Raw genomic sequence first — 18224 nt, forward strand, 5'->3', positions numbered from 1 at the left:
AGGGGAGGGCAGGCGTCACTGCACTACGCGGACGGCCGTGCCCTCCTTCACGTCCAGGGAGGAGTCGGCGAGCACGCGCTCGTCGACGCCCAGGCCCTGGAGGATGCGGACGTAACCAGGCAGCACTCGCTCGACGCGCACATCCCGCTTGCGCACCGTGCCGTCCTGCACCACCCACACGAAGCCCTCCTGGCCCCGGGCGCTGACGGCCTGGGTGGGGAGGAAGAGGCCCTTGTCGTCGGCCTCGCCCACGGTCGAGAAGTCCAGCTCCACCAGGGCGCCGGGACGCAGCGCCGTGGAAGGCTCACCCACCACGTCGGCCAGCACCTCCACCGTGCGGTTGGTGGCGTCCACCACCGCGCCCACGACGGACACCTGCACGTCGAAGCGCGCGCCGCTGGGGCTCACCGTGCCATGCGTCTTGCTGCCCACTCGGACCTTGTCCACCACGGACTCGGGGACCTGCGCGCGCACTTCCAGCCCCGTCGTGTCGACGATGCTGAACACGGGCGTGGAGGGGGTCACCGCCACCGAGTCACCGATGTTCTTCGTACGGGCCGTGATGACGCCGTCGAAGGGGGCGGTGATGGAGTGGTCGCGCAGCATCTCCTCCGCCAGCCGCAGCCCGGCGGCGGCCTGGGCGGCCTGGGCGGCGGCCTGCTTCTGGCCAATCACGGCTTGATCCAGCCCCGCGGCGGCCACGCCACCGGACTCCGCCACCTTCCGGGTGCGCTCCAGGGAGGACGTGGCCAGCTCCAGCGCCGCGTCCGCCGCCTGCTTCACGGCGCGCGCCTGCTCCACGCTGATGGCGACGTTGGAGGCGTCCAGCACCGCCAACACCTGGCCCTTCTTCACCTTGTCGCCCACCCGCACGTTCATCTTCGAGATGGTGCCGGTCGCCTGGGGCCCCAGGACCGCCTCGTTCTTCGAGCGGATCTGCCCCGTCACGCGGGTGACGTCGCCGCTCAACTCCGTGGCCGGAGTGATGGCGCGCACGCCCAATGCCGCGGGACCCGTCTGCTCCGGGAGGGCCGGCTTGTTGCTGGCCTTGCCACAGCCCGTCGTCACCACCGCTGCCATTGCCGCGGCCATCCACATGCGTCGAATCACGGTCGTCCTGCTCCTGCCGGTCACGGGGCACTTGTCCCCTGGAGACACTTCCGGGCCGGCTTCTACATGGAAAGTCTGCGCCCCGGAAACTACAGCCCCTGAACTGTCTGTCAAGAGGATACTCCGGAGTGCGGACTATCTTTCCCCGGCTCGCCCAACGGCCGTCCGCCGAGCGGGCAGGTGAAAATGACACGACGCGGTGCGTCCGTCCTCTGGCCTCAAGGAGGGGAACTGTGTGTCTGGGCGGCGGTGCTTGTGGCACCTAGAGGCCCCTGTTATTGATTCAAGAATCAATCCTTTCGTGCCGAGGACACCCCATGCCCCACCCATTCACCGAGGAACACGAGGCCTTCCGCAACACGGTGCGCAGCTTCGTGGAGAAGGAGATGACCCCGCACGGCCTCGAGTGGGACCGGGCGGGCATCTTCCCCAAGGAGCTGTTCCGCAAGGCGGGGGACCTGGGCTTCCTGGGCATCAACCACGACCCGAAGTACGGCGGTAGCGGGCTGGACTACTGGTACGTGACGGTGTTCGCGGAGGAGCTGAGCCGCAGCCTCAACGCGGGCGTGAACATGGCGCTGCTGGTGCAGAGCCAGATGGCCACGCCCATCATCAACGAGATTGGAACGGACGAGCAGAAGCGCGAGTTCCTGGAGCCGGCGCTCAAGGGCGAGAAGATCGCCGCGCTGGGCGTGAGCGAGCCGGGTTGCGGTTCGGACGTGGCCAGCATCAAGACGACGGCGCGCCGGGACGGGGATGACTACGTCATCAACGGCTCGAAGATGTGGATCACCAACGGCACGCGGGCGGACTTCATCACCCTGGCGGTGCGCACGGGGGAGGCGGGCTACGGCGGCATCTCCCTGGTGACGTTCCCCACGGACGTGAAGGGCTTCGGCGTCTCCAAGAAGCTGGACAAGGTGGGCAACCTGTCCTCGGACACCGCCGTCCTCTACTTCGAGGACTGCCGGATTCCGGCCCGCTACGTGCTGGGCGAGGAGAACGAGGGCTTCTACCACATCATGACCAACTTCCAGGGTGAGCGCCTGGTGGGCGCCATCACCACGGTGGCGGGCATGGAGCGGATGGTGGAGGACTCCATCCGCTACGGCAACGAGCGCGAGGCCTTCGGCCGGCCGCTGATGAAGTTCCAGGTGTGGCGCCACAAGTTCGTGGAGCACCTGACGGCCATCGAGGCGGCCAAGCGCCTGACGTACCACGCGGTGGACCTCTTCGACCGGAAGGAGAACCCGGTGAAGGAGGTCTCCATGGCGAAGCTGTTCGCGGGCGACCTGGCCCAGCGCGTGGCCTACGACTGCCAGCAGTTCTACGGCGGCATGGGCTACGTGGAGGAGACCTCCATCGCCCGCATGTGGCGCGACGTGCGCCTCATCACCATCGGCGGCGGCACCTCCGAGGTGATGAAGGAGATCATCTCGAAGCTCTACGGCTTCTAGCGCCGCGCACTCAGGTGCCGTGGCCCAGGCGCACCCCTTCCAGGGGCTTGGGCCCGCTGTCGAGCTCGGCGTGCATGACGGTGTCGTCACGCACGCCCTCCCACTTGGACACCACCAGCGTCGCCACCGCGTTGCCGATGACGTTGGTGATGGCCCGGGCCTCGGACATGAAGCGGTCCACGCCCAGCAGCAGGGCCACGCCTTCCACGGGCACCTTGCCGTTGAGCGCCGCCAGCGTGGCCATCAGCGTGATGAAGCCCGAACCCGTCACGCCCGCCGCGCCCTTCGACGTCAGCAGCAGCACGCCCAGCAAGGTGAGCTCCTCGCCCAGCGTGAGGTCCACGTTCACCGCCTGGGCGATGAAGATGGCCGCCATCGTCAGGTAGATGCACGTCCCATCCAGGTTGAACGAGTACCCGGTGGGCAGCACCAGCCCCACGGCGCCCCGGTCGCAGCCCAGCGTCTCCAGCCGCTTGAGCAGCCGGGGCAGCGCGGATTCCGACGACGACGTCCCCAGCACGAGCAACAGCTCACTGCGCATGTAGCGCAGCAGCTTCCACAGCGAGAAGCCGGACAGCCGCGCCACCAGCCCCAGCACCAGGAACACGAAGAGGGCGCAGGTGACGTAGACGGCGATGAGCAGCCGGCCCAGGGAGCTGAGCGATTCGACGCCGAACTTGCCCACGGTGAAGGCCATGGCGCCGAAGGCGCCCAGCGGCGCCAGCTTCATGATCATCCCGACGATGCCGAAGAAGACCTGCGCCAGGTCATCCGACAAGTCGAGCACGCGCTGTCCCATGGGCCCCAGGCGGGTGAGCGCCACGCCCGTCAGCACCGCGACGAGCAGCACCTGAAGCAGCTTCCCCTCGGTGAAGGCCGACAGGAAGTCATGCGGGATGATGTCCAGGATGAAGGGGATGGTGCCCTGCTGCGACGCGGACGCGCGGTACTGGGTGATGCCGGAGGTGTCGATCTGCGCCGGGTCGATGTTCATCCCCGCGCCGGGCTTCAGGGTGTTCACCACCACCAGCCCCACGACGAGCGCCAGCGTCGTCAGGACTTCGAAGTAGATGAGCGCCTTGAGGCCGATGCGGCCCACGTGCTTGAGGTCGCCCATCTTCGCGATGCCCGCGACGATGGTGAGGAAGATGACCGGTGCGATGATCATCTTCACCAGCTTGATGAAGCCGTCGCCCAGCGGCTTCATGGACTCGCCCAGGTCCGGCCGCAGCCAGCCGAGGATGACGCCCACCGCGATGGCCAGCAGCACCTGGACGTACAGATTCTTCAACCACCGCATCCGCACCCCTCTCTCGGGAGGCCGCGGACTATAGCGCCCCGGTTCGGCGCTTCGTTGGCGCCAGGTGCCGGCGGGCAGCGGGGGCTTCCGGTGGCGGGCTGCGTCACTTCTTGCGGAACAGCGCCTCCGCGGCGTTCAGCAGGGCGTCCCGGCTCTCCTTCTCATGGATGCCGCCTTCGCCAATCTGGAACAGCTCACAGAAGTTGGCGCCGTCCTTGTCCTTGGGCACCTCGGCGAAGGGCTCCTTGCACTCCTTCGCCACGCCCAGGTCGAAGTGACGGCAGTTGCGGCACGAACGGATGTCCTCGCCGCAGTGGGGGCAATCGTCACGCCGGCCCACCTGGTTCGCGATGATGTCCAACCGGTGTCCACAGTGCGCGCAGCCGGGCATGGCCTCCTCCATGAATCGGGGACGCCATTGTGCCAGCGGGCCGCGCTTGGCGGCGAGCGATCAGCGCTGCGGACTGGGCATCAACGCCTGGACGGGCTCCGGGGAGGCGGACTCCCGTGAGGTGCCTTCGTACGCACTGCCCCCCGTGGCATCGAGCAGCTGGTCGTTCAGCCGCTTGAGGAGGAACAGGAGGTACGCGGAGACGGTGGCCAGCGCCGAGATCAGCACGCCCAGCAGCATCCCGCGCTGCCACACGTGTGCCTTCTCCAGGATGGCCCGGCGCTCCGCGAACGTCTTCAGCTGGGCGTCCGCCGCGGCGCCGTCGAACCGGGCCGCGTAGTCCTCCGCCTGGGCGGTGCCGCGCTCCATCAGCCACTGGCCCTGCACCTGGAGGGCGTCCGCGCGGGTATAGCAGTAGGCGGCGCCCCCAGCCGACAGCAGGGAGATGCACAGCGCCGTCATCACGCTCCGGGTCGTGCCCATCCAACGTCCTCCGGACTGGCCGTTGCACGGGGAGTGACACCCGCGACTGCTCCGGCTTCCCGAAGACAGTAGCGGATGCTAGGGAGCCCCCCTGACATGGGCAAGCCCTACCGTCCTAAAGACCACTATTTCCAGAAGGCCAAGCAAGAGGGCCTGCGGGCACGTTCGGCCTTCAAGGTCGATGAACTCATCAAGCGCTTCCCCATGGTGAAGAAGGGGCACGTGGTGCTCGACCTGGGGGCGGCGCCCGGAGGTTTCCTTCAGATATTGGCGGATGCCGTGGGACCGAAGGGCCGCGTCATCGGCGTGGACATCGTCGCCATCCGTCCTTTCAGCCAGCCCTTCGTGCAGACGGCGGTGCTGGACGTGCTCGCGGACGACTTCGACGCGAAGCTGACCGAGCTCCATGCCGGCCCCTTCGACGCCGTCATCTCCGACATGGCCCCCAAGACGAGCGGCATCAAGGCCACCGACGAGGCGCGCAGCCTGCGGCTGGCGGGCAAGGCGCTGGAGTTGGCCGCGGCGCGGGGCCGGCCCGGGTCGTCCTTCGTGGCCAAGGTCTTCATGGGCCGGGACTTCGAGGACTTCCGCAACCAGGTCCGCGCCCTCTTCGAAGAGGTGAAGGTGGTCCGGCCGGAAGCCACCCGCGGCGCCAGCATGGAGGTCTACCTGGTGGGTCTGCGCCGCCGTGCGCCAGAGGCCCCGGAGGCGAACTGACGTTCATTGTGGAACGTTCGGGTGCCCAGCTGTGTCTAGAGTGCCGACATGCATCGGACCCCCTGGACCCGCGCACCCTTTGTTCGCTTCTGGCTGTTCGCCCTGCTGCTGCTGACCTCGCCCGTGCTGGGGCAGGGTAAGGCGCCGCCTTCGTGGAAGGCCATCGAGGGGATGGTCGAAGCGCAGAAGCTGGAGGCCGCCGCCCAGGGCGCCGAGGCCCGTCTGGCGCAGGCGAAGTCCAAGGGCGACGAGGCCGAGTGGACGCGCGCGCTGGTGCGCACGGTGCAGCTGCGCACCGAAATGCATGGCTACGAGACGGCGGTGCGCTTCCTGCGGGAGCAGCCCTGGCCCAAGGGTACGTTGCCTCGCGCGACGCTGAACCTCTACTACGCGAACGCGCTCGTCACCTATGCGCAGGTCTACGGCTGGGAGGTACGCCAGCGCGAGTCCGTGGCGTCCTCCGGGCCGGTGGACCTCAAGGCGTGGACCTACGAGGAGATTCTCGCCGAGGCCCAGCGGGCCTACGAGGAGGTGTGGAAGCAGCGGCAGCAACTCGGCGGCGAGCCCCTGAAGGCGCTGGCCGAGTACGTGAAGCCCAACACCTACCCGGAGGGGCTGCGCTCCACGCTGCGGGATGCCGTGTCGTACCTGCGCGTGTCCCTGCTGGCGGACAGCTCGCACTGGCGGCCCGAGCAGGCCAATGAGGTGTACCGCCTGGACCTGGGCACGCTCCTGGAGGGGACGCCCAAGGTGACGCTGACGGACCCCGGCGTCCATCCGCTGGTGAAGGTGGCGGCGGTGCTCGGGGACCTGGAGGCGTGGCACCAGTCCGCGGGGCGGCGCGAGTCGGCGCTGGAGGCCCGGCTGCAGCGCTACACGGTGCTGCACCAGCACTTCACGGACACGGCCGACCGGACCCGCATCCGGCAACACCTGGCCGCCTTGCTGCCCGCGTTCCGCGACGTGCCCTGGTCGACCATGGGGCAGGCCCAGCTCGCGGAGATGGAGCGAGCGGCGGACCACGCCGTGCGTGCCCACTCGCTGGCGAAGGCGTGCGCGGCCACGCACCCCGAATCCAAGGGCGCGCAGCGCTGCCGCGTGCTCATGGCCGCCATTGAAGCGCCGGAGTTCAGCATGGGCTCGTTGGAGTCGGACGGGCCGCGCCGCCGCTCCGTCGAGGTCACCCACCGCAACGTGTCCATGCTGCACTTCCGTGCGTTCTCCGTGGACCTGGAGAAGCGGCTGACCCAGGTGGATGACTACAACCTCATGCCGGACGGCGCGCCGTTGAAGGCCCTGGTGAAGGACCAGCGTCCGGTGGCCACCTGGAGCGTGCCGCTGCCGAAGACGGAGGACTTCCGGGAGCACCGCACCTTCGTCACGCCGCCGCTCACGGCCCGGGGGACATACGTCATCATGGCCTCCGCCCACGAGGACTTCCGCGCGACGAACAACCGCATCGTCGCGGTGTACCTGACGGTGACGCCCTGGGTCATCGTCGCGCGGCCCTCGAACGGGGACCTGCTGGAGGTGCGGCTGGTAGACGGCGACACCGGCGAGCCCGTGCCGAAGGTTCCCCTGCGCCTCATCCGCGTCAACTACAGGCAGGGCTTCAAGGAGGCGGCGCGCATCCTCTCGGACGCGGACGGCGCGGCCACCTTCGACTCGGTCCCGGGTGATGGCTACCGCAGCTACGTCCTGGTGGCCGGCGTCGGGCGGAACGCGCTGCTGCACCCGGGCCAGGTGCCGTTCTACGAGCGCCATCAGCCCGGGGACGTCCAGTCGGCGCTCGTCTTCACCGATCGCGCGGTGTACCGGCCCCAGCAGAAGGTGCTGTGGAAGGCGGTGGCCTTCAGCGGCCGGGGCGAGCAGGCGCGCTACCAGACGCTGGCGGACCGCCCGCTCCAGGTGACGCTGTTCGACCCGAACCACCAAGTGGTGGAGTCCCGGGAGGTCCACACCAACGACTTCGGCTCCGCCGCGGGCGAGTTCACGATTCCCACCGGCCGGATGCTGGGGGCGTGGTCCGTGATCGTGAGCGCGGGGGGGCGCGCGGCGATTCGCGTGGAGGAGTACAAGCGGCCCACCTTCGAGGTGACGCTGAAGGACGCGAAGGCGCAGCTGCGCCTCAACCGGCCCGCGACGTTCCAGGGCGAGGCCCGCTACTACTTCGGCATGCCGGTGACGTCCGGCTCCGTGCGGTGGCGTGCGTACCGCGAGCCCGTGCTGCCCTGGTGGTGGTGGGGCCCGCCGTCCGGGGCCTCGCAGCGGCAGGTGGTGGCGACGGGCACGTCGCCGCTGGGCGCGGACGGAGGCTTCACCATCGGCTTCACCCCCGAGGCGGATGAGCGGTCCGCGGCCACGCCGGGGCTGACTTGGAACTACCGCATCGAGGCGGATGCGACGGACGAAGGCGGTGAGACGCGCTCGGCCAGCCGGGCCTTCCGGCTGGGCTTCGTCGCCGTGGAGGCGCGCGTGGACCTGGACACGGGGTTCCTCCGCGAGGGCGCCGCGGCCGAGGTCCGGCTGACGCGCTCCACGCTGGATGGCGCGCCGCAGCCGGGGCCGGGCAAGTGGCGGCTGGTGGCGCTGAAGCAGCCCGCGCAGCCCCTGCTGCCCGCGGACGAGCCCTACGGCCTGCCGGAGTACAAGGACCCCGAGGCGGTGTTCACGCCCACGCCTGGAGACAATCTGCGTCCTCGGTGGTTCGGGGCGTATTCGCCGGAGTCCACCATTCGCGGCTGGACGGATGGGGCCGAGCAGGCGACCGGCTCGGTGCAGCACGACACCGAGGGCCTGGCCGTGCTGAAGCTGCCGTCGCTCAAGGCGGGCGCGTACCGGCTGCACTACGAGACGACGGACGCCTTCGGTCAGACGTACACCGTGGGGCGCGAGCTGGTGGTGGCCGGGAAGGCGACGCCTCTCGCGGTGCCCGCGATGCTGGTGGCCGAGCGGGAGACGGCGCGGGTGGGAGAGGTGGTGCGGCTGATGGCCGTCTCGGGGTTCAAGGGACAGCCGCTGCTGCTCGACATCTACCAGGGAGAGCGGCGCATCTCCCGGCGCAAGCTCACCGCGGGCCAGACTTCCGGAGTGGTGGAGGTGCCGGTGACGGCGGAGCTGCGCGGCGGCTTCACCGTGGCGCTGTCCACGGTGCGTGACTACCAGTTCCTGCTCTTCTCGAAGTCCATCTTCGTGCCCTGGGACGACAAGGAGCTGCAGCTGGAGTTCGCCACCTTCCGCGACACGCTGCGCCCGGGCGCGAAGGAGACCTGGCGCGTGACGGTGAAGGGGCCGAAGGGCGCGAAGGTGGAGGCGGGCACTGCCGAGCTGCTCGCGTACATGTATGACCAGTCACTGGACCTGTTCGCGAAGCAGACGCCGCCCAGCGTGGCGTCGCTGTATCCCCAGGAGCACGCCCATGTGGACATGCAGTCGTCGGCGAGCCTGGGGGACACCCGGTGGGTGGTGAACGCGCGATATGGCGAGGTGCCGAGCTGGTCAGCACCTGAGCCTGACGCCTTGCTCTTCGGGGAGGGGTTTGAGGTGGGCGGCCCAGGCCGGCGGCGGATGCGGCAGATGGTTCGTGGTGAGATGGGCGGCATGCGGGAGGGCGCCGCGCCAAGGGCCGCCATGCCCATGGCCGCGCCACCGGTTCCGGGCGCGCCGCCCCCGCCGCCCGCCGAGGCGTCTGTTCGGGCCGAGGCGAAGATGCAGTCGGACAAGGAAGAGCGCTTTGGGCGTGGGGGCGGGACTCCGGACGCGCCGCAGCCGCTGCGCTCCAACTTCGCGGAGACGGCGTTCTGGGCGCCCCAGGTGCTCACCGGGGCGGATGGCTCGGCGACGCTGGAGTTCACCGTGCCGGACTCGGTGACGGCGTGGAGCGTCTGGGTGCACGCCGTCACGCGTGACTTGAAGGGCGGCTCGCTGCAGCGCGCCTCCCGGAGCGTGAAGGAGCTGATGGTGCGCCCCTACGTGCCGCGCTTCCTGCGCGAGGGCGACCGCGCGGTGTTGGAGGTGATGGTGAACAACGCGGCGTCGCGCCCGATGCAGGGCACGCTCACGTTGGACATCCAGGACCTGGAGCTGCAGAAGAGCGTGCTGTCGGACTTCGGCGTCCAGAAGGCGTCGCAGTCCTTCCGCGTGGAGGCGGGGAAGGGGACGCGCCTGCGCTTCCCGCTCACCACGCCCACGCGGGTGGGGCCCGTGGCCTTCCGTGTGGAGGCGCGCGCGGAGAATCACAGTGATGGTGAGCTGCGCCCGCTGCCGGTGTTGCCAAGCCGGATGCACCTGGCGCAGTCGCGCTTCGTGACGCTGAAGGGCAAGGACTCCAAGACGATGCAGTTCGAGGACCTGCGCGCGGGCGGTGACCCGACGCGGGTGAACGAGCAGTTGGTCGTCACCGTGGACACGCAGCTGTTCTACTCGGCGCTCCAGGCGCTGCCGTATCTGGTGAACTACCCCTACGAGTGCACGGAGCAGACGCTCAACCGCTTCGTGTCGACGGGCATCCTGTCCAGCCTGTACGGGCAGTACCCGTCGGTGGCGCGGATGGCCAAGCAGCTGAGCGAGCGCCCGACCCAGTTGGAGACGTGGGACTCCGTAGACCCCAACCGGAAGATGGCCCTGGAGGAGACGCCCTGGCTGGAGATGGCGAAGGGCGGCGCTGGGCCGGACGCCGGCCTGGTGAAGGTGTTGGACCCGAAGGTCGCCGCCGCCGAGCGCACGTCCGCGCTGGCGAAGCTCCGCAAGGCGCAGACGTCCAGCGGCGGCTTCCCCTGGTGGCCGGGTGGTCCGCCGTCGCCGTACATGACGCTCTACATCGTGCATGGCCTCTCCCGCGCGATGGAGTTCGGCGTGGAAGTCCCGCCGGAAATCACCCAGGGCGCCTGGGGCTACCTGGCGCGGCACTTCCGCGAGGAGTACGCGACGAAGCTGATGAAGGAGGAGCGCGGTTGGGAGTTCCTCACGTTCCTCAACTACACGGCCTCCGCGTATCCGAACGCGAGCTACACCGGTGATGCCCTCACCGCGGCGGAGCGGGCGCGGATGCTCGCGTTCAGCTACAAGCACTGGAAGAAGCACTCGCCCTACCTCAAGGGCTACCTGGCGCTGACGCTGAAGCGCGCGGGGCGCGGCGCGGACGCCAACCGCGTCTGGGAGAGCGTCATGGACTCGGCGAAGACGAGTCCCGAGCTGGGCACCTACTGGGCGCAGGAGGACCGCAGCTGGCTCTGGTACAACGACACCACGGAGACGCATGCCTTCGCGCTGCGCACGCTGACGGAGCTCAATCCGAAGGACGCCCGCCGTGAGGGCCTGGTCCAGTGGCTGCTGCTGGACAAGAAGCTCAACCACTGGAAGTCCACCCGGGCCACGGCGGAGTCGCTGTACGCGCTGGTGAAGTACCTCCAGGCGGAAGGCGCGCTGGGTGTGCGCGAGGACGCCCAGGTGACGGTGGGCCCGCGCGTGGTGCGCATGTCCTTCGCTCCGGACGAGTACACGGGCAAGAAGAACCAGGTCGTCGTGCCCGGGCCGGAGTTGAATCCGGCGACGATGAGCTCGGTGGTGGTGGAGAAGACGACGCCAGGCTTCGCCTTCGCGTCCGCGACGTGGCACTTCTCCACGGAGAAGCTGCCGGACAGCGACCGCGGGGACTTCTTCCAGGTGTCGCGGCGCTACTTCCTGCGTGAGCGGCAGGGGCGGGACGCCATGCTCGTGCCGCTGGCCGAGGGCGCCGTGGTGCTCCCCGGTGACGAAGTGGAGGTGCAGCTCTCCCTGCGCGCGAAGCACGCGGCGGAGTACGTGCACCTGAGGGACCCGCGCGCCGCGGGCCTGGAGCCAGAGAACGTGCAGTCCCGCCACCGCTGGGATTTGGGCATCGTCTGGTACGAGGAGACGCGGGACTCCGGCACCAACTTCTTCTTCGAGCAGCTGCCCGCCGGTGAGTACACCTTCAAGTACCGGCTGCGCGCCAACATGGGCGGCCAGTTCAAGGTGGGCCCCGCCACCGTGCAGTCCATGTACGCGCCGGAGTTCACCGCGTATTCCGCCGGGGCGGTGATCACGGTGGGCGCGGCGAAGTAGCGCGGTCCGCCGCGGGGAGTGGGCCCTTCAGTCCGGGCTCATTCCCCGCAGGTGGCCTTGTCGTCCGTGGGATGCAGGGTGGCGATGCCGTAGGTGCCATTGCGTGTGCCACACCAGACGCGCCAGTTCGTCCCGCCCAGGTCCGGCGCCGAGTACACGCCGCCTTCCTTCTTGGCCCCGCCGCGCGCGCAGCACCGGGCGAAGGCGCGCGTGCCAATGGACATCAGGCCCACCGCGTCCGGCGCGCGAGAGAAGCCACCGACGCGCTTCTCTCCGCAGGACCAGGGCGCCACGCCCTTGAACCGGATGAGGTAGGCGTCACCCTTCAAGGCCGCGTCGCCGCGCACCGGGCCCTGGTAGCAGAGGCGGCCCTCCGCCTCGAGCTGGGCATAACGCGGCAGGAAGTGCAGGCCGCCAATGGGGCCGCGCTGCCAGTCGTCGCCGCAGAAGACGTGCGTGAAGGCGTTGCGAGGCCCGGTGCTGACCCAGAGGCCCGTGAGCCAGTCGATGTTGGCCTGCCGCGCGCCGGGCCGTCCCGCCACGGACAAGGCCCGCTGGAGGCGCGGGTCGTCGTAGTGGCGGGAGAGGAAGCGCCGCACGTCGCCTTCACTCACGCTGACGTCGGGACGCGCGGGGCACAAGTCCAACACCTCGCGGTCCATGGCCGACAAGGGCGGCGGCTTCGCGAACAGCGGCGCGCTGTCACACGTCGCCGCGCAGCCGGTGGCGGGCTTCCAGCTCGCGGAGCCGGCCAGTTCCTCGTCGCCGTCGTTGTCAGCGTCACGCGCGGCCGCGTTGCCCGCGGGGCCCCGCATCGCCACCTGCCGCGCCGAGTGGGCACGGTCCGCGGCCACCAGGGCCGCCGCGCTCGGAGCAGCGGGCGCGGCGGACTCCGGCGCGCCTTCACACAACACCCAGCCTTCGGCGGACGCGCCGCTCAGCTTGCACCAGGCGCGGTTGGGGCCGCCCTTCTTCAACAGGGGGTAGGGCCTCCCGGCCTCCACCGTGAAGAGGACCTTGCGGGACTCGGGCTGCTCGACGGCGTCCACCGTGACGTCGGACACGAAGACACCGCGGCCCGCGAGGGCGGGCAGCGAGGCGCTCAGCAACAGGGCGAGACAGGGGAGGGAAAGACGCATGGCGCACGGGAGTCTACAGCAGTCCCCACCGTGCCCCTCGGAGGGAGGGGCAGGGGGGCTCGTCCTGCGCCTGCGACGGCCGTCACCGGCCGGAGATTCAACCGAGCTTCACGCGGGCGACCTTCAGCTTGCCCACCTGCACCGTGTATTCACCGGCGCCCAGCTCCGCCTTGGGGTCCTGCACCTTCTCGCCGTTGACGCGCACGCCGCCCTGCGCCATCAGCTTGCGGGCCTCGGTGGCGGACGCCACCAGCTTCGACTCCGGCAGCAGCTTCGTCACCGGCAGCTTCTCCGCGCCGCCCAGGGACACCTCCACCAGGGGCAGCTCGTCCGTGGACAGCTCCTTCTTCGCGAAGCGCTTCTCGAAGTCCTCGGCGGCCTTCTTCCCGGCCTCCTCGCCCTGGAAGCGCGCCGTCATCTCCTGCGCGAAGCCGAGCTTCACCGCCTTGGGGTGCAGCGCGCCAGACTCCACCTGGGCGCGCATCTCCGCCAGCTCCTTCCGCGTCTTCGCGGAGAGCAGCTCGTAGTAGCGCCACATCAGGTCGTCGGTGATGCTCATCAACTTGCCGAAGATGGTGTCCGCCGGCTCGTCGATGCCCACGTAGTTGTCCAGGCTCTTGGACATCTTGTCGCCGACAATCTTCCCGTCGACCGCCTTCGCGTTGAGGCCCTCCAGGATGGGGCCCGTCATGATGACCTGGGGCGCCATGCCCTCTTCCTTCATCAACTGGCGGCCCACCAGCAGGTTGAAGAGCTGGTCCGTCGCGCCCAGCTCCACGTCCGCCTTGAGCACCACCGAGTCGTAGCCCTGCAGGAGCGGGTAGAGGAACTCGTGGATGGAGATGGAGACCTCGCCGCGGAAGCGCTTCTTGAAGTCGTCGCGCTCCAGCATGCGCTGCACGGAGTAGCGCGAGGCCAGGCGGATCATCCCTTCCGTCCCCAGCGTGTCCAGCCAGCTGGAGTTGAAGCGCACCTGCGTCTTGGCCTCGTCCAACACCTTGAAGACCTGCTTCTTGTAGGTCTCCGCGTTGGCCTTCACCTCGTCGCGCGTGAGCGCCGGGCGCGTGGCGTTGCGGCCCGTCGGGTCGCCAATCAACCCCGTGAAGTCACCGATGAGGAACACCACCGTGTGGCCGAACTCCTGGAAGCGCCGCATGCGCGTGAGCAGCAGCGAGTGGCCCAGGTGCAGGTCCGGCCGGCTCGGGTCGAAGCCCGCCTTGATGACCAGCGGCTTGCCCGTGTCATACGAGTACTGAAGCTTCTTCTTCAGGTCCTCGGGCACGTGGAGGTCCACCGTGCCACGGGTCACTTCTTCGAACTGCTCCTCGGGGGTCGCCTTGCGCAGCGCGTCCGGATTCATGACGCCGCAAGCTACCCGAAGTGCGCCAGCCGTGGACGCACTTCCTCCACCGGGTTTCAGGTGCCTGGCAGGTGCTCACGCACGCGGTGGATGCTCCGTCCCCGTCCGGTGGCGTCGTCGATGTCCACCACCACGCCTTGCAGGTAGACGAGCCGCTCCGCCACCTCATAGGGCGCCGGCTTGCCCAGGAAGCGCGTCAGCGAGGACTCCTTCTTCATGCCGATGACGGAGTCCAACGGACCGCACATGCCGACATCCGTGATGAAGGCCGTGCCACCGGGGAGGATGCGCTCATCCGCCGTCTGCACGTGCGTGTGCGTCCCCACCACCACGGACACCCGCCCATCCAGGTGGACACCCATGGCGTTCTTCTCACTGGACGCCTCGCAGTGCATGTCCACCAGGATGCAGGGCGTCTGCTGGCGCAGCTCCTCCACCAGCCCTTCCACCACCTCGAAGGGGCTGGCCTCGGTGCGCATGAAGACGCGCCCCTCCAGGTTGATGACGCCCAGCGCGCGCCCATCCGGCAGCTTCACCACGCTGTGGCCCTTGCCCGGTGTGCCCTTGGGGTAGTTGGCCGGACGCAAGAGCAGGTCCGGATGCTCCTTCACCCAGGGGAGGATGGCTTTCTTGGAGTAGAAATGATTACCGCTCGTCAGCAGCTGGACGCCGCTGTCGAGCAGGTAGTGGGCCGTCTCTGAAGTGATGCCCGAGCCCTGGTCGCTGTTCTCCGCGTTGGCGACCACCACGTCCACGCCGTGCTGCGCGCGGACCCTCGGAAGGAGCGTGCGGACCGCCTGGAGACCCGGGCGGCCCACCACGTCCCCCATGAAGAGGACTTTCACGTATCGAGGAAGTCCCAGTCGCGGTACAGGCCGCGCAGGGACTCAGACTCCGTTACGACCAGGTCCATGTCGACGTCATCCCCGGTCGTGGGCAGCACGGGGACGACCTGGTCATTGAAGGCCAGGCCCACCCGACGACTGCGCTGACTGGCCGCGCGGAGGGTGGCGTCGTAGTAACCGCCCCCGCGCCCCAGCCGCTTGCCTTCCCGGGTGAAGCCCAGGCCCGGCACCACGAAGAGGTCAATCTGGTCCACCGCGATGAGGTCCGCGGAGTTGGTGGGCTCACGCACCCCCAAACGTCCCGGTTCCAGCTCGCTTTCCGACTTGATGGCACGGAACGAAAGAATCCGCCCGTGAACATGTGAGAGCGGGTAGCAGACAATCTTGCCGTCTTGCAACGCCGCAATCAGGATATCCCGGGTTGGCACTTCCCCCCGAATGGGGGCGTACAGCGCCACCGTGCGCGCCTTCTGATAATACGGCGCCGCCAGAAACCGAGACTGAACCTTGAGACCCCGCGTATCGATGAGATCCGGCGTCATCGCCTTCCGGCGCGCCGTGAGCTCCTCTCTTAGGGTCTGCTTCCTCGCCGCCGCCTCTTCCACCACCGTCTCGCTCACCGACGCCGCTCCAAAGAAAAAGTCCCCCGCAGCATGGCCGTGTGCCCGGCGTCCATTGAACCCTCAAAAAGCCAGGTGGGGACCGAAATCATGTCTCCGCAGGCTTCCCTCATCCCCCGTGAGGAGGGAGGGCTTGCACATGGAGACCGAAACGGACCCCGGAATGGACGTATCGGTTCGAATTTCTGCCGAGCATCACGCGCCCCGCAGGGGACAGCCCTTGAACAAAGCTACAGTGCTTCCAAATCCTCGAATCTATTGGGAATTCCCGCCAGAGTCTTTGGAAATGATAAGGACGGGGGGCGGCGGGGTCAAGGCATCCTCGCGCGTTTACAAGGCAGGCGCGGGACCTCTATGATGGAAAGAGCCCGAATCCACCCACATATGCCGCCCTCGCTATTGAACAAGGGTCTTGCGACGGTTCTTTCCGTTGCCTCCGGCCTCGCGTGGGCGGGACCGCCCACGGTGTCGAGCTCCTATCAAGGGGATTCCTATGGCGTGGTGTCCCTGCGCATGCAGGGAGACCAGCTGGTGGGGGTCGCGACTGGCGGACCCTGCGGATTCGAACCCGATACGGAGGTGCTCTCTGGCGAGTTCCAGGACAACGTCCTGGTGGGCCAGGTGTTGCTCTGCCAGTTGGGCCCCCACTGTGAGCCGCGGGTGAATCTGCCCGCGCTGGTCGTGTTCAACCCGGAAGATGGGGTGATGACGGCCCTGTTCCGCCTGAAGGACGGTTGCCGTTCGCCGGTGTTGAAGAACGACTCCCTCCTGCTGCTGCGGCCGCTGTCCCGGGACGCGGACGCGGTGTCGCCGGCGCGCGCGGCTTCGGCGACCACGGCCGTGGCCGCCTCGGCCACGCCGGACGGCGCGAACTCGTCCGCGGCGCAGGTGGCCGCGGGACTGGGCCGGCAGGGCGAGGTGTCACCCTTGGAGGAGGGGCAGCGTCAGCTGGCCGCGGGCAACGCGGGCGTGGCGCAGCGCCACTTCGAGCTGGCCCTGTCGAAGGACCCCCGCAGCGCCGCCGCGGTGGTGGGCCTGGGGGCCAGCCAGTTGATGCTCAATGACGTGAGCCGCGCGGTGAAGACGCTGGAGGCGGGCAGGGCGTTGGGGCGCGCGGACGTCCACCTGTGGCTGGCCTACGCGTATCAGCGCGAAGGCAACCGCAACCGCTCGCGCGAGTCGCTGCGCAAGGCCTTCGATCAGGGCTGGATGCCCGCGGGCCGCGCGGCGGAAGCGGTGGCGGAGCAGGCGCTGCGCGAAGACATCAGGGACATCGAAACGCTCATGCAGCAGCAGCGGACCCGGAAGCGGGTTCCCGTCCGCCCGCCGGCGGGGGCCGGAAACACCACGCCGTGAGCCAGCCGACTCCCCCGCAGAAGACCACGCGGGTCTTCGGCAACTACGAAGTCCTCTCCGTGCTGGGCAAGGGCGGGATGGCGGAGGTGTACCGGGCCCGGGTGTTGGCCGGCCCGCGTGAGGGCTGGACGGTGGCGCTCAAGCGCCTGTTGCCCGCGCTGACGCGGGATCCGGAGTCCGTGGCGCTCTTCGCCCGCGAGGCGCAGCTGTCCAAGCAGCTCCACCACCCCAACATCGTCACGGTGCTGGATGCCGGCGCGCTGGAGGGCATCTACTTCATCGTGATGGAGCTGGTGGACGGCCGCGACCTGGGGCAGATCCTCCGGCGCTGCAAGGTGCGCGGGATTCCACTGCCGCTCGACTTCGCGGTGTACCTGGGCAAGGTGCTGCTGGAGGCGCTCGCGTACGCGCACTCCGCCACGGGGCCCCAGGGCGAGCGGCTGGGCATCGTCCACTGCGACGTGTCGCCGTCCAACGTCTTCATCTCCCGCGTGGGCGAAATCAAGCTGGGCGACTTCGGCGTGTCGCGCGTGCTGGTGGACGGCAAGCTCCAGGGCGGCGACGTGCTGGGCAAGCCCTACTACCTGTCCCCCGAATCGCTGCTCGGCGAGGTGAGCCCGGAGGCCGACCTGTGGGCCGCCACGGTGGTGCTCTACGAGCTGCTGACGCTGGAGCGCCCCTTCACCGGCACGACGCCGGACGCCGTGTTCAACGCCATCCGCGCCCGGCAGTACCGGCCCCTGCGTGAGCTGCGGCCCGACATCCCGGAGGCGCTGGAGGCCGTGGTGGCCCGGGCCTTCGCGGAGCGTCCCGAGGACCGCTTCCCGACGGCGGAGGAGTTCGCCCAGGCGCTGACGCCCCACTACGACGAACGCGTGGGCACGCCGCTGGCCATCGCCGCCGTGGTGCGCGGCCTCTTCGGCGCCAGTGATGAGGTGCCCGCCACGCCGCCGCCCGGTGGGACGCCGCCGACGCCGGGCTCGCGCGCGGGGTAGGGGAGCGGGCACGCTGTTGTCCGCTCCACCGTCCCTGCCCACCTCCCAGGACGATGACGACCTTTCCTTCCGCCGCGCGGTGTCGCGTGGGGGGAGGAATTCACATGGCCAACGAGCCCAAGCAGCCGAAGCCGGAGCAGTCCGCACCCGAGCCCAAGGAGCGTGAGCGTCCGCGGATCTCCAAGGCGGATGAAGCCCGGGAAGACGGGATGCCCGGTTACGGGCAGCCCGACGAGGATGTTCGCGAGCAGCTGCTCCCGGAGCAGTCCTGGTAGCGACGCTGGAGGGCGTGAGGCGCTGGTTTTGCCTCGCGCCTGTCCAACAGCGTGCATCTGGCGCGTGACGGTGCCCCCAAGTCCGAGGGAGA

14 protein-coding genes and 1 other RNA gene are annotated in these 18224 nt (G+C 69.1%); 6 read left to right on the plus strand and 9 right to left on the minus strand.

The window, feature by feature from the left end; genetic code table 11:
- Positions 1 to 15: 15 nt before the first annotated feature.
- Entirely contained in the window at positions 16 to 1080 is a 1065-nt protein-coding gene (locus OZ403_RS15120; protein WP_268784872.1) for an efflux RND transporter periplasmic adaptor subunit, read from the minus strand.
- 347 nt (positions 1081 to 1427) lie between these two features.
- On the opposite strand from OZ403_RS15120, the gene OZ403_RS15125 reads away from it, so the two are divergent.
- The gene (locus OZ403_RS15125) at positions 1428 to 2567 is read left to right on the plus strand and encodes an acyl-CoA dehydrogenase family protein (RefSeq protein WP_140790613.1); all 1140 of its coding nucleotides are present in this window, start codon (positions 1428 to 1430) and stop codon (positions 2565 to 2567) included.
- 10 nt (positions 2568 to 2577) lie between these two features.
- Here the strand turns inward: OZ403_RS15125 and dctA are convergent, their stop codons facing one another.
- From dctA to OZ403_RS15140, 3 genes are all read right to left on the minus strand, one after another.
- Complete coding sequence (gene dctA / locus OZ403_RS15130; protein WP_174258777.1) at positions 2578 to 3867, minus strand: C4-dicarboxylate transporter DctA; 1290 nt, start codon at positions 3865 to 3867, stop codon at positions 2578 to 2580.
- Positions 3868 to 3970: 103 nt separating this feature from the next.
- On the minus strand, positions 3971 to 4258 hold the full coding sequence (locus tag OZ403_RS15135) for a hypothetical protein (RefSeq protein WP_140790617.1): 288 nt from the start codon (positions 4256 to 4258) through the stop codon (positions 3971 to 3973).
- Positions 4259 to 4318: 60 nt separating this feature from the next.
- On the minus strand, positions 4319 to 4741 hold the full coding sequence (locus OZ403_RS15140; RefSeq protein WP_268784499.1) for a hypothetical protein: 423 nt from the start codon (positions 4739 to 4741) through the stop codon (positions 4319 to 4321).
- A gap of 75 nt (positions 4742 to 4816) precedes the next feature.
- On the opposite strand from OZ403_RS15140, the gene OZ403_RS15145 reads away from it, so the two are divergent.
- Together OZ403_RS15145 and OZ403_RS15150 are read left to right on the plus strand one after the other, a co-directional pair.
- Positions 4817 to 5458, plus strand: coding sequence for an SAM-dependent methyltransferase (locus OZ403_RS15145; protein ID WP_140798184.1), 642 nt, complete (start codon positions 4817 to 4819; stop codon positions 5456 to 5458).
- Between the two features lie 48 nt (positions 5459 to 5506).
- Positions 5507 to 11542 (plus strand): alpha-2-macroglobulin family protein, encoded by a 6036-nt coding sequence (locus OZ403_RS15150; protein ID WP_268784500.1) that lies wholly within the window; start codon positions 5507 to 5509, stop codon positions 11540 to 11542.
- Between the two features lie 38 nt (positions 11543 to 11580).
- On the opposite strand, the gene OZ403_RS15155 is transcribed toward OZ403_RS15150, so the two are convergent.
- From OZ403_RS15155 to ssrS, 5 genes are all read right to left on the minus strand, one after another.
- Entirely contained in the window at positions 11581 to 12681 is a 1101-nt protein-coding gene (locus OZ403_RS15155; protein ID WP_140790625.1) for a hypothetical protein, read from the minus strand.
- A gap of 97 nt (positions 12682 to 12778) precedes the next feature.
- Positions 12779 to 14041, minus strand: coding sequence for a tyrosine--tRNA ligase (gene tyrS, locus OZ403_RS15160; protein ID WP_140790627.1), 1263 nt, complete (start codon positions 14039 to 14041; stop codon positions 12779 to 12781).
- A 56-nt stretch (positions 14042 to 14097) separates the two neighbouring features.
- Positions 14098 to 14886: a TIGR00282 family metallophosphoesterase gene (locus OZ403_RS15165; RefSeq protein ID WP_140790629.1), complete on the minus strand. Its 789-nt coding sequence runs from the start codon at positions 14884 to 14886 to the stop codon at positions 14098 to 14100.
- A complete protein-coding gene (locus tag OZ403_RS15170) occupies positions 14883 to 15506 on the minus strand; it encodes a 5-formyltetrahydrofolate cyclo-ligase (RefSeq protein ID WP_002639727.1) in 624 nt (207 codons plus the stop codon). Before OZ403_RS15170 ends, OZ403_RS15165 begins: the two co-directional genes overlap by 4 nt.
- A 19-nt stretch (positions 15507 to 15525) precedes the next feature.
- Positions 15526 to 15722: non-coding RNA, 6S RNA (gene ssrS, locus OZ403_RS15175), on the minus strand.
- 249 nt (positions 15723 to 15971) lie between these two features.
- Between ssrS and OZ403_RS15180 the strand changes: the two genes are divergently transcribed.
- From OZ403_RS15180 to OZ403_RS15190, 3 genes are all read left to right on the plus strand, one after another.
- Entirely contained in the window at positions 15972 to 16862 is an 891-nt protein-coding gene (locus tag OZ403_RS15180) for a tetratricopeptide repeat protein (RefSeq protein ID WP_268784501.1), read from the plus strand.
- Positions 16859 to 17857: a serine/threonine-protein kinase gene (locus tag OZ403_RS15185; protein ID WP_140798187.1), complete on the plus strand. Its 999-nt coding sequence runs from the start codon at positions 16859 to 16861 to the stop codon at positions 17855 to 17857. Before OZ403_RS15180 ends, OZ403_RS15185 begins: the two co-directional genes overlap by 4 nt.
- A gap of 104 nt (positions 17858 to 17961) precedes the next feature.
- Positions 17962 to 18132 carry a hypothetical protein gene (locus OZ403_RS15190; RefSeq protein WP_268784502.1) on the plus strand — a complete coding sequence of 57 codons (171 nt, stop codon included), beginning with the start codon at positions 17962 to 17964 and terminating at the stop codon, positions 18130 to 18132.
- Positions 18133 to 18224: the final 92 nt, after the last annotated feature.

It is taken from the genome of Myxococcus sp. NMCA1 (assembly GCF_026810205.1).
Taxonomy (GTDB): Bacteria; Myxococcota; Myxococcia; order Myxococcales; family Myxococcaceae; genus Myxococcus; species Myxococcus xanthus_A.